This window comes from Microcoleus sp. S13_C5 (genome assembly GCF_036700845.1).
GTDB lineage: Bacteria > Cyanobacteriota > Cyanobacteriia > Cyanobacteriales > Microcoleaceae > Microcoleus.
In genome coordinates this window covers 35,654-45,964 of the sequence record NZ_JAUBPR010000036.1, presented here as the reverse complement: position 1 = coordinate 45,964, position 10,311 = coordinate 35,654, and the positions used below count along the sequence as shown (strand labels likewise).

The following is a 10,311-nucleotide window of genomic DNA, read 5'->3' as shown; positions in this document are numbered from 1 at the left end:
TCTAAAAAAATTACAGTAGATGTTAAAGGCGAAATTCTCGAACTGAAAAACACGATTAACATCATGGTGGATCAGTTGAGTTCCTTCGCATCAGAAGTAACGCGGGTGGCGAGAGAAGTAGGAACCGAAGGCAAATTAGGCGTACAAGCTGAAGTGCGGGGAGTAGCAGGAACCTGGAAAGATTTAACGGATTCAGTTAACTCAATGGCGGGCAATCTTACCGCACAGGTGCGGAACATTGCCGACGTGACGACGGCTGTGGCAAATGGCGACTTATCTAAAAAAATTACAGTAGATGTTAAAGGCGAAATTCTCGAACTGAAAAACACGATTAACATCATGGTGGATCAGTTAAATTCCTTCGCATCAGAAGTAACACGGGTGGCGAGAGAAGTAGGTTCCGAAGGTAAACTCGGCGGTCAAGCTGAGGTGAAAGGAGTTGCCGGAACTTGGAAGGATTTAACTGATAGCGTTAACTTCATGGCAGGCAGTTTGACAGCACAAGTGCGGAACATCGCTGAAGTGACAACCGCTGTGGCTAAGGGCGATTTATCTAAGAAAATTACCGTAGATGTTAAAGGGGAAATTCTGGAGTTAAAAAACACCGTCAACACGATGGTTGACCAGTTAAATTCCTTTGCTTCGGAAGTAACCAGGGTTGCTAGGGAAGTGGGAACGGAAGGGAAATTAGGCGTACAAGCTGAAGTGCAAGAAGTAGCAGGAACCTGGAAAGATTTAACGGATTCAGTTAACTCAATGGCCGGAAACTTAACAGCACAAGTCCGCAACATTGCTGAGGTGACGACGGCTGTTGCTAACGGTGACTTATCTAAAAAAATTACGGTACAGGTTAAAGGCGAAATTTTAGAACTGAAAAACACCATTAACGTGATGGTGGATCAGCTTAATTCCTTTGCATCTGAAGTAACCAGGGTTGCTAGGGAAGTCGGTTCCGAAGGTAAACTCGGCGGTCAAGCGGATGTGCGAGGCGTAGCAGGAACTTGGAAGGATTTAACGGATTCAGTTAATTTTATGGCGGGTAGTTTGACAGAGCAAGTACGGAATATTGCGGCTGTTACTACTGCTGTGGCAAATGGCGACTTGTCGAAGAAAATTACTGTAGATGTTAAAGGTGAAATTCTGGAGTTGAAAAACACCGTCAACACGATGGTGGATCAGTTAAATTCCTTTGCTTCGGAAGTAACCAGGGTTGCTAGGGAAGTGGGAACCGAAGGGAAATTAGGCGTGCAAGCTGAAGTCAGAGGAGTTGCAGGAACCTGGAAAGATTTAACGGATTCAGTTAACTCGATGGCGGGGAATTTAACAGCACAAGTGCGGAACATTGCGGAAGTGACAACCGCTGTGGCAAATGGCGATTTATCCAAGAAAATTACCGTAGATGTAAAGGGTGAAATTCTCGAACTGAAAAACACGATTAACATCATGGTGGATCAGTTGAGTTCCTTTGCATCAGAAGTAACGCGGGTGGCGAGAGAAGTAGGAACGGAAGGTAAATTAGGCGTGCAAGCTTACGTGCGGGGTGTAGGGGGAACTTGGAAAGATTTAACCGATAATGTTAACTTGATGGCTGGGAATTTGACGGCGCAGGTGCGGAATATTGCGGAAGTGACGAAAGCGGTGGCAAATGGGGATTTGTCTAAGAAAATTACCGTCGATGTCAAAGGCGAAATTCTCGAACTGAAAGACACTATTAACGTGATGGTGGATCAGCTTAATTCTTTTGCTTCTGAGGTAACGCGGGTGGCGCGGGAGGTGGGAACTGAGGGTAAATTGGGCGGTCAAGCTGATGTGAAAGGAGTTGCGGGAACGTGGAAAGATTTAACCGACAACGTAAACTCGATGGCGGGAAATTTGACAGCGCAAGTGCGGGGTATTGCTAAGGTTGTGACGGCGGTGGCGAATGGCGATTTGAAGCGCAAATTAATGCTGGAAGCTAAGGGAGAAATTGCGACTCTGGCAGATACGATTAACGAGATGATCGACACGCTGGCGACGTTTACGGATCAAGTTAGTACGGTGGCGCGCGAGGTGGGAATTGAAGGGAAGTTAGGCGGTCAGGCGAAGGTTCCGGGTGCGGCGGGGACGTGGCGAGATTTGACGGACAACGTGAATGAATTGGCGGCTAATCTGACTACTCAGGTGCGCGCGATCGCCGAAGTGGCAATTGCTGTTACCAGAGGCGATTTAACAAGGTCAATTTCCGTCGCCGCTGAAGGAGAAGTTGCGATCGTCAAGGACAACATCAACCAGATGATTGCCAATCTCCGGGAGACAACGCAGAAGAATACTGAGCAAGATTGGCTGAAAACAAACCTCGCTAAGTTCACTCGGATGCTACAAGGTCAGCGGGATTTAGAAACTGTTTCTAAATTAATTTTATCAGAATTAACGCCACTGGTTTCTGCTCAGCATGGCGTCTTCTTTATGATGGAAACTGTAGAACACGATCCCTTCCTCAAACTGTTAAGTACCTACGCCTACCGGGAACGTAAAAGTTTAGGAAATAGATTCCATTTAGGCGAAGGTTTGGTAGGACAGTGCGCCCTGGAAAAGGAACGAATACTGTTAACAGAAGTGCCGGACAACTACGTTAAAATTAGCTCGGGTCTGGGAGAAGCTACGCCGCTGAATGTGGTGGTTTTACCCGTATTATTTGAGGGACAAGTGACGGCAGTAATCGAGTTAGCTTCGTTCCGCCGCTTCAGCGAAATTCACTTGACATTCCTCGACCAACTTACAGAAAGTATCGCCATTGTCTTAAATACAATTGCGGCCAGTATGCGGACGGAAGAGTTGCTGAAACAGGCGCAATCTTTGGCTGAAGAGTTGCAAACTCAGCAAAAGGAACTAAGGGACACTAACCAGCGGCTAGAACAGCAAGCGCAGGTGCAGAAGACGAATGAGGAACTGTTGAAGAAGCAGCAGGAAGAGTTGCAACAAACGAATGAAGAACTAGAAGAACAAGCTGAATTGCTAGCGCTGCAAAATAAGGAAGTTGAGCGGAAAAACCGAGATATCGAACAGGCGAGGGGGTTGTTGGAAGAAAGAGCCGAACAGTTGGCTCTAACTTCTAAGTATAAGTCGGAGTTTCTGGCAAATATGTCTCACGAGTTGCGAACTCCGCTAAATTCGCTGTTGATTCTGGCTCGATTGCTTTCTGACAATACTGAAGGCAATTTGACTATGAAGCAAGTTGAATACACGCGCACAATTTACTCGGCAGGAACAGATTTGTTAGGGCTGATTAATGACATCTTGGATCTCGCTAAAATTGAATCGGGCACGATGTCGGTGGAAATTGAGCAAGTGTTGTTTACGGACTTGCGAGATCATTTGGATCGGACTTTCCGCCAAATCGCCCTCGATAAGAAGTTGAGTTTTAAAATAGAGCTTGAGGCTGGGTTGCCAAAAGGTCTCTATACTGATGCTAAACGCCTGCAACAAGTTTTGAAGAATCTTCTCTCTAATGCGTTTAAGTTTACAGAGCGAGGTGAGGTGAAATTGCGTGCCGAAGTAGCGCGGGAAGGGTGGAGTTTAGAGATAGAAAGTTTAAGGACTTCCCCTACTGTTTTGGCTTTCTCAGTTAGCGATACCGGGATAGGGATTTCTGCTGAAAAACACAGGGTTATTTTTGAGGCTTTCCAACAAGCAGATGGTAGCACTAGCCGCAAATACGGGGGCACGGGTTTGGGTTTGTCAATTAGTAGAGAAATCGCTAATTTGTTAGGTGGAGAAATTAAATTGACAAGTCGCCCTGGTGAGGGTAGTAAGTTCACGCTTTATCTGCCACAAACTTACCAAGAATCGCGAATAATGAATGAAACGGGTTCGGGAACGGGCAAGCAAACGCCTCAATTACCCGCTGCTAATTCTCCCGCACTTCCTTTGCCGAATTTCCACTTGCCGATCGCGCCTTACCCCTTACCTTTAATTTCTGATGATAGAGAAAATATTGAGAGTGACGATCGCGTGCTTTTGATTATTGAAGATGATGTAAACTTCGCTCGAATTCTGTTGGATATGGCGCAGGAACAGGGTTTTAAAGGTTTGGTGGCTTTGCGGAGCGATATCGGTTTGGCGATGGCGCGAGAGTTCAAGCCAACTGCGATTATGCTGGATCTAAATTTGCCTGTGATGGATGGCTGGACAGTGCTCGATCGCTTGAAGCACGACCCAAGTACGCGCCACATTCCGGTTCACATTGTATCAGTTGAAGAAGGGCGGCAGCGCAGTTTGCAGTTAGGGGCGATCGCCTACTTACAAAAGCCTGTCAGTCGCGAAGCCTTGAGCAAAGCTTTGACTGATATTAAGGGTTTTGTCGAGCGGCCAGTGAAGAGTTTGCTAGTCGTGGAAGACGACGAAACACAGCGTCTGAGCATTGTGGATTTAATCGGCAATCACGATGTTTCTACCACGGCTGTGGGGAGTGGTGCAGAGGCGCTAGCAATTTTGAAATCGGGGCATTTTGACTGCGTTGTACTCGATTTGGGACTACCAGATATGACGGGTTTTGAACTGATCGAGCAGATCAAGCAAGAGGCTAATTTGAAAAGTCTGCCGCTTATTATTTATACGGGCAAAGAGTTGACACGCTCCGAAGAAACTCAACTCAAGCGCATGGCGGAAACAATCATTGTTAAAGATGTGCAATCGCCGGAACGTTTGTTAGATGAAACAGCTTTGTTTTTGCACCGAGTCCAAGCAAATTTGCCGGAACCAAAGCGCCAAATGCTAGAGCAATTGTATCAAACAGATTCGACGCTCGCGGGCAAAACAGTCTTGATTGTTGACGACGATATGCGGAATATTTTCGCCCTCACGAGTATGCTGGAGCGCCATAAAATGAAAATTGAGTATGCTGAGAATGGCAGAGAGGGCATTGCTAAATTGCAAACTACGCCTGACATAAATATTGTGTTGATGGACGTGATGATGCCAGAAATGGACGGTTACGAAACCATGCAAGCAATTCGTAATATGCCTCAATTTGCTTCCTTGCCAATGATTGCTCTTACTGCGAAAGCTATGAAGGGCGATCGGGAAAAATGTATCGAAGCTGGTGCGTCTGACTACATTACCAAACCTGTTGATACCGAACAGTTGCTCTCGCTGCTGCGTGTCTGGCTTTATCGATAATGGAAGTCCGTTGTCAGTTGGCAGTTGACTGTTGGCAGTTGTTAGTTATTAGTTGTCAGCAGTCAGCAGTCAGCAGTTAGCAGTCAGCAGTCAACAGTCAACAGTCAACAATGCCCCATAACCAATTACTAATTAAAAATGCCCGAAAGCCATGAACTTGAAACAATCGAAATTCAACTCCTACTAGAGGGAATGTTTCGCTATTACGGATTTGATTTTCGCAATTATGCTCTTGCCTCTCTCAAGCGCCGTATTTGGAACACTATTCGCTCGGAACGGCTCACCACTGTCTCTGCACTTCAGGAAAAGGTACTTCACAATCCTGCTTACCTAGACCGTTTACTGCTGGACATTTCTGTCAATGTAACGGCGATGTTTCGCGATCCCAGCTTTTACATTAGTTTCAGAAATAAAGTGGTGCCTCTACTGCGTACTTATCCTTTTATTCGGATTTGGCACGCTGGATGTTCAACCGGAGAAGAAGTCTATTCTATGGCAATCTTGCTGCAAGAAGAAGGACTGTATGACCGTTGTCGGATTTACGCTACGGACATGAATGAATTAGTTTTGAGAACCGCCAAAACAGGGATATTCCCGCTGAAACAAATGCAAGAATATACGCAACTCTACCACCAATCGGGGGGCAAAAAAGCGTTTTCTGAGTATTACACTGCTGCCTATGAAAATGCGATTTTTCGCTCTTCACTTAAAGAGAATATTGTCTTTGCTCACCACAACCTAGCAACGGATAATTCTTTTAATGAATTTAATGTTATTTTATGCCGTAATGTGATGATTTATTTCAATTCACACCTCCAAGAGCGGGTACACAAGCTTTTTTATGAAAGCCTGGGAATGTTTGGGATTTTAGGACTAGGACATCAGGAGTCTCTGACTTTTACACCTTATGAAAAATACTATGAACCAATTGAAAGTAGTGAGAAACTCTACCGGAGAATTAAATAAAAAAAAATTTGAAATAGTGGTTGTGGGCACGTCTTTGGGAGGGCTAGAGGCTCTGACTGTGCTGCTGGCAGATTTGCCCCAAAGCTTTCCTTTGCCTGTAGTGATTGTCCAACACCGACATAAGAGTTCTCAGAATAGGCTTACTTATTTTTTACAAAAGCAAAGCTCTCTCCAAATCACAGAGGCCCAAGACAAAGAGGAGATCGCACCGGGACGGGTTTACTTGGCTCCTGCTGACTATCACTTGCTAATAGAATCGCCCTCTGACGAGGAGTTTAGCCTGTATGAAAACGAGTTTACAGAATGGGGGAGCGTGGCAGTGGAGTCAATCCATAATTCAAAATCCCCAATTCCCAATCGCGGAGCTCCTACATTTGCACTATCAACTGAGGCTCCTGTCTCCTACGCGCGGCCCTCAATCGATGTGCTGTTTGAGTCTGCTGCGGATGCCTTTGGGGAGAAAGTTATCGGCATAATTTTAACGGGAGCTAATTCGGATGGCAGTAAAGGGCTGGCAAAAATTAAAGCTGAGGGAGGATTGACATTTGTGGAAGAACCGGCTTCAGCTCTATGCCCGACTATGCCAGCGTCGGCGATCGCAAATGTTGAAGTAGACTGGATTTTACCCCTCTCTAAAATCGCTCCCTGTTTAGTCAATTTGCTAAGAATTAAAGATTAAAAAATTTATGAATCTGCAGCCCCCCCATCGAGTAAATGTCCTTTTAGTTGACGATCGCCCAGAAAATTTGGTAGCTCTAGAAGCTATTCTCAACAGCCCCTCTTATCATCTAGTACAAGCTAATTCGGGCGCGGAGGCTCTGAGATGTCTGCTTCATGAAGATTTTGCGGTAATTTTGCTTGATGTGCAGATGCCGGGAATGGATGGATTTGAGACAGCAACATTGATTCGCTCTAGAGATCGATCGCGCTCGACTCCGATTATTTTTATCACAGCATTTAGCAGTAATGACACCCACGTGTTTAAAGGTTATTCTTTGGGTGCGGTGGATTACCTGTTCAAACCCTTGGAACCGGAAATATTGACATCGAAGGTGGGGGTATTTGTGGAATTGTTCCAAAAAACAGTCGAGGTGAAACAGCAAGCAACACAGTTAGCTGCTGTTAATAGTGAACTAAGTAAAAGTGAAGAGCGGTTTCGCACTTTGTGTGCTTGTTCGCCGCTAGGAATTTACTTAGCTGACGTTGAAGGCCGCTGTACATACATTAATCCCCGTTGTCAAGCAATTTGCGGGTTAACATTGGAGGAAAGTTTAGCAGAAATTTGGCAGCGGGAAGTTCATCCAGAAGATCGCGAGCGCGTAGTAGCAGATTGGTTAGCTTGGATTAAAGAAGGCCACGAATATTCTAACGAGTTTCGATTAGCTGGTAGCGAAACCGTGCGTTGGATTCATGTGCAGTCGTCGCCAATGTTTTCGGATTTGGGAAAACTGATGGGTCACGTGGGCACGGTTAGAGATGTCACAGACCGCAAGCAAGCAGAGGAAGAACGCAGCCGACTAATCCGCGAACAAGTGGCGCGGCAAGAAGCGGAGAGAGCTAACCAGATGAAGGATGAATTTCTAGCTATTCTCTCTCACGAACTCCGGACTCCTTTAAATGCAATTCTCGGCTGGTCTAGGCTGCTTCGTACCAAAACATTTGACCAAGACACTATAGAGAAAGCCCTAGAAACAATTGAGCGCAATGCTAAATCTCAATCTCAACTCATCGAAGATATTTTAGATGTTTCGCGGATTCTGCGGGGGAAACTAAATTTAAATAAGCATCCGATTCGGTTGGAATCTGCGATCAAGCTGGCAATAGATTCTTTGCAGCCGCTGACTGAGGAAAAATCAATAGTCATAGAATTAACCTGCAGTCCAAATGTAGGCGAAGTTATCGGCGATTTCGATCGCTTGCAGCAAATTGTGTGGAATTTGCTGTCAAATGCGATTAAGTTTAGTCCGCAAGAGGGTAAAGTAGAGGTGCGGTTAGAGTCAGTTGGAGATGAGGCTCAAATTCAGATAATTGATAGCGGCATTGGTATCGCTCCTGATTTTTTGCCTTATGTTTTCGATCGCTTCCGCCAAGCTGATAGCAGCACAACTAGGTCTTACGGGGGTTTGGGACTGGGATTGGCGATCGTCCGTCACTTGGTGGAACTGCACGGCGGTAAGGTGCATGCAGAGAATAATCCGGGCGAGGGTGCGAAATTTACGGTGGCTTTACCTGTGGCACAGAGGAACGCCCTCGCTGCTGACGATGATTGGTCGCCGCTCAATGACGCGACAGAGGTTCTCCCCACTCTGGCTAATTTGCAATTGCTGGTGGTGGATGATGACGATGACACGCGGGAGTTTTTGATTGCTTTACTCGAAGACGAAGGAGCTATAGTGCGATCGGCGGCATCGGTGGCCGGGGCTCTAGCTGCACTGGAGAGTTATTGGCCGGATCTGCTGCTGAGCGACATTGGAATGCCGCAAGCAGATGGCTACGAGTTGATCGGGCGGGTGAGAGAAATGGAAGTGATCAGGGGTGGAAAGATGCCTGCGATCGCTCTGACGGCTTACGCGAGAGAGGAAGAGCGCCAGCAAGCGCTGGAAGCGGGTTTTCAGATGCACTTATCTAAACCAGTTGACATAAATAAGTTAATTGCCGCAATTGCTAACCTCACAGGAATGCTCGGAAATCCTGAACCGACGGACTCGGCAGTTGAAACCGCTTTATTGACCCCCCAATCCCGTGCCGATTAGTGAGAAAAATATTAAGCTAGCTTAAAGGACAAGCGATCGACAGTTCGGAACAAGACACCCGTTTTTCCACAAAAAACTGGATATTTGCCGTTTTTTTTGCTTCAACCTGCCGTCAAAGTACAAAATTACCCGCCAATCAATACGTCAGGAACCTCAGCCTAAAGGCATGAGGCTTGAAAGAGAAATCTAACAAGCCATTCTGACCAGCCTCAGTCTTAACTGACTACGTTTTTTGAGTCACGACACCCTGGGATGCGAAGCTAGTCCCTTGCTCTGTCGCTAGTGGTTAAACAGTTCTAAGGTCACTGGAACAGTGCTGCTAGCCTAACAAGCTCACTAAACATTGGCGAAGCTAACTTTACCCCAGAAATGGGAGATTGAGGACAACCATATCCTCACGGGGGGGCAACCATACCCCCCTACCCCGCAAGGGGATTCAATTCAATGTAAAGCCGTCCTGTAAGGACGGGGTTTCAGACTCAAGGACTTTTGATGAATATTTTTAGCAGTCTGCTTTCTAGCCCAACTCAAGCACCACAAGTCAAAAAACAGCGTCGAGGCATTGAAATTAAGTCGGAACGCGAAATCGAAATTATGCGGCAAGCAGCAAAAATCGTTGCAACGGTACTCAAAGAAATTTCCCAAATGGTGAAACCGGGAATGACTACTGCTGATTTGGATGCTTATGCCGAAAAACGCATCCGCGAAATGGGGGCAACTCCGAGTTTTAAAGGCTATCACGGTTTCCCCGGATCAATTTGCTCTAGCATTAATAACGAAGTTGTTCACGGCATCCCCAGCGCCAAAAAAGTAATTCGGGCCGGAGATGTTCTCAAGGTAGATACGGGGGCATATTACCAAGGTTTTCACGGCGATTCTTGCATTACGATCGCAGTTGTGGAAGTTACTCCAGAATCGGCAAAATTAATCCGAGTCGCAGAAGAAGCTCTCTACAAAGGCATCGAACAAGTGAAAGCAGGAGCCTATTTGCTCGATCTGGCTGGTGCGATCGAAGATCATGTCAAAAGCAACGGTTTTAGCATCGTTGAGGAGTTTACCGGTCACGGTGTCGGGCGAAATTTGCACGAGGAACCGTCGGTTTTCAATTTCCGCACCCGCGAAATGCCGAACGTGAAATTGCGATCGGGCATGACATTGGCGATCGAACCAATTCTGAATGCGGGTTCTAAGTACACTCGGACGCTTTCTGACAAGTGGACTGCTGTAACCGTTGACAATGCTATGTCGGCTCAGTTTGAGCATACTGTGTTGGTGACAGAAACTGGCTATGAAATTTTGACCGATCGTTCAAAAGTTTAAGTGGAAGGGTTCAACAATAATTTTGAGTTTTGAGTTTTGAGTTTTGAATTAAAGATTTAATAAGTTTATAATCGTTAGATCAAAACACAACTCAAAACTCTAGAGTTGAAAAACA

General features: G+C 46.0%; 5 protein-coding genes. All 5 read left to right on the top strand.

Translation table 11 applies throughout. From position 1 onward, the window contains the following. Nucleotides 1-5,157: HAMP domain-containing protein (locus tag QUA04_RS12465; RefSeq protein ID WP_333257393.1), on the top strand; the 5,157-nt coding region annotated here is incomplete at its 5' end. Between the two features lie 138 nt (nucleotides 5,158-5,295). Next, nucleotides 5,296-6,123, top strand: coding sequence for a protein-glutamate O-methyltransferase CheR (locus QUA04_RS12460; protein ID WP_333257390.1), 828 nt, complete (start codon nucleotides 5,296-5,298; stop codon nucleotides 6,121-6,123). Then, nucleotides 6,077-6,802, top strand: a complete 726-nt coding sequence (locus QUA04_RS12455; protein ID WP_333257388.1) for a chemotaxis protein CheB — start codon at nucleotides 6,077-6,079, stop codon at nucleotides 6,800-6,802. The genes QUA04_RS12460 and QUA04_RS12455 overlap by 47 nt, the downstream gene beginning before the upstream one ends. A gap of 7 nt (nucleotides 6,803-6,809) precedes the next feature. After that, nucleotides 6,810-8,876 carry a response regulator gene (locus QUA04_RS12450; RefSeq protein ID WP_333257385.1) on the top strand — a complete coding sequence of 689 codons (2,067 nt, stop codon included), beginning with the start codon at nucleotides 6,810-6,812 and terminating at the stop codon, nucleotides 8,874-8,876. A gap of 492 nt (nucleotides 8,877-9,368) precedes the next feature. Continuing rightward, entirely contained in the window at nucleotides 9,369-10,196 is an 828-nt protein-coding gene (map, locus tag QUA04_RS12445) for a type I methionyl aminopeptidase (RefSeq protein ID WP_333243465.1), read from the top strand. Nucleotides 10,197-10,311: the final 115 nt, after the last annotated feature.

What these genes read in the sequence shown, in the direction of transcription:
- map (WP_333243465.1), top strand. Translation starts at nt 9,369, where the DNA reads ATGAATATTTTTAGCAGTCTGCTTTCTAGCCCAACTCAAGCACCACAA.
- QUA04_RS12455 (WP_333257388.1), top strand. Translation starts at nt 6,077, where the DNA reads ATGAACCAATTGAAAGTAGTGAGAAACTCTACCGGAGAATTAAATAAA.
- QUA04_RS12450 (WP_333257385.1), top strand. Translation starts at nt 6,810, where the DNA reads ATGAATCTGCAGCCCCCCCATCGAGTAAATGTCCTTTTAGTTGACGAT.
- QUA04_RS12460 (WP_333257390.1), top strand. Translation starts at nt 5,296, where the DNA reads ATGCCCGAAAGCCATGAACTTGAAACAATCGAAATTCAACTCCTACTA.